Genomic DNA, 2138 nt, shown 5'->3' with positions numbered 1-2138 from the left:
CCGGTTTCGTCCATGACGTCTATGGCCTTATCGGGCAGGTACCGGTCGTTGATGTACTTGGCTGACAGCTCAACCGCAGTCTTTATTGCGTTGTCCGTGAAGCTCACACAGTGAAAGGCTTCATAATAAGACTTCAGCCCATGCAGAATCTGGCAGGATTCATCGATTGAGGGTTCGTGTACCTCTATTTTTTGAAACCGCCTTGACAGCGCACGGTCCTTTTCGAAGTAGTTCTTATACTCCTCGTATGTGCTTGCGCCAATGCACCGGAGTTTTCCGGTACTCAGGACGGGCTTGAGGATGTTGGAGGCATCCAGTGCCCCACCGCTGGTAGCGCCGGCTCCGACGATTGTGTGGATTTCGTCTATGAAGAAGATGGCGTTTTTTATCTTCTTAAGGGCATCAATGGTTGATTTCAGGCGTGCCTCAAACTCACCCCTGAACTTGGTTCCGGCAAGCATGCTGCCCATGTCAAGTAAGAATATGTGAGTGTTTTTAAGTGCATCGGGTACGGTTCCTTCAAATATCTTCAGGGCCAATCCCTCCACGATGGCCGTTTTTCCAACGCCTGGTTCACCGACAAAGACGGGGTTGTTCTTGCGTCGGCGACACAGCACCTGGATCGTGCGCTGGATTTCGTTCTCTCTGCCAATCAGGGGGTCGATATCGCCATTGGCGGCCTTGTCTATGAGGTTGACGGTAAAGTGCTTCAGGGCATCGGCCTGACTCTTGCTGTCGGAGTGATAGGAGTCATCCCCTGGCTGCTCTGAGGCATCACTGTCGCCGACAATCTTGGTTATCCCATGTGAGATGTAGTTGAGGACGTCCAGACGTGTAACCCCCTCTCGCTGTAGGAAGTAACTGGCATAGCAGTCCTCCTCCATGTAGATGGAGGCCAGGAGATCTCCGGAGTCTACTTCGTCCTTGCCAGAGGACTGGAGGTGCCACAGTGCCCTTTGCAGCACGCGCTGGAAGCCTACCGTGGGTTGAGGGATATCGCGCTTGTTCTTAGGCAACTTTGGTACCTTCTTGCCAAAGAAATCATTCAACGCCGACTTCAGATTTGCAATGCTGCCCCCACAATTGGTTATTATGTCAATCCCCTTGTCGTCGTGGAGGATGGCAAAGAGTATGTGTTCTATACACAGGTACTCATGTCCGCGGCGTTTGGCCTCATTAATGGTTGCCTCAATGCTTATTTCAAGGTCCTTGTTTATCATACAGTTTACTCCTCTTCCATTACACACTTTAACGGGAACTCGTTATTCTTGGCCATCTCATGCACTGCGGCAACCTTTGTTTCGGCAATATCCCGCGTGTAGATGCCACAAAGCCCTGAACCGCTGCGGTGGATTTGCAGCATTAACTGTGTGGCCTCCGCAGAGGTCTTGTGAAATATGGTCTCAAGCACATTGACGACAAACTCCATTGTTGTATAATCATCGTTTAGGATGAACACCTTATACATAGTCGGGGTCTGTAGTTCTTCGCTAACCGAACCTTCAGGTGCCTCCTGAATCTCACCTTTACTTTGTCCCATAAGTGATGCACTCCTAAGTATGTTGTTAGTTGTTATTCATTACGATTTTATTTTAACATAAACGGTTTTCTCTTTTCTATCCGTCATCATGGTGGGGTGCAGTTACACTATTTCTCCTATGGCTGACTGCACTATCTTTTTACGGTCTGCTGCTGCCCTGCAGGTGCTGCACGCCGACTCTGGCAATAGAGGCAACAACCGTACTGAGCGCCTCCATAAACTCTGTCAGCAATGTCCTGGCACGCTCAATATCATGCTCTCTGAGGCTATGCTCTATCTCCTGTGAAAGTCTGTATACCTGTGGCAGTTCCAGATTTCCCGAGACGCCCTTGATGGAATGTAGGAGTCTGCCGGCTTTATCTATATCGTTATCATCAAGCAGGGATGATATTATCTGTGCTGCGTTGCCGTATTTATCCGAAAACCCCGTCAAGCCTTCCATGTAAATCATCGGGTCCATCCACCTGTCGATACCTTTTTCCACGTCGATACCCTCAAGGGTGGTTGGCAGATGCAACGTTTCGCCATCCGCCATGTCAACGGACACCTGCACGCTCCCCTGAGGGATTATGTCTTCTATTGTATTAAAAAGCTGACT

General features: G+C 49.6%; 3 protein-coding genes. All 3 read right to left on the bottom strand.

The window, feature by feature from the left end:
• Positions 1-1220, bottom strand: a 1220-nt coding sequence (locus HWQ67_RS17015) for an AAA family ATPase (RefSeq protein ID WP_218253883.1), incomplete at its 3' end; no start/stop codon positions are given.
• Positions 1221-1225: 5 nt separating this feature from the next.
• Positions 1226-1540 carry an ATP-dependent Clp protease adapter ClpS gene (gene clpS, locus HWQ67_RS17010; RefSeq protein WP_218253882.1) on the bottom strand — a complete coding sequence of 105 codons (315 nt, stop codon included), beginning with the start codon at positions 1538-1540 and terminating at the stop codon, positions 1226-1228.
• Between the two features lie 139 nt (positions 1541-1679).
• The coding region (locus HWQ67_RS17005) for an Hpt domain-containing protein (protein WP_218253881.1) at positions 1680-2138 on the bottom strand (459 nt) is incomplete at its 5' end.

It is taken from the genome of Candidatus Magnetobacterium casense, from assembly GCF_019173545.1.
Taxonomy (GTDB): Bacteria; Nitrospirota; Thermodesulfovibrionia; order Thermodesulfovibrionales; family Magnetobacteriaceae; genus Magnetobacterium; species Magnetobacterium cryptolimnobacter.
This window is presented reverse-complemented; position numbering and strand designations above follow the sequence as displayed.

What these genes read in the sequence shown, in the direction of transcription:
- clpS (WP_218253882.1), bottom strand. Translation starts at nt 1,540, where the DNA reads ATGGGACAAAGTAAAGGTGAGATTCAGGAGGCACCTGAAGGTTCGGTT.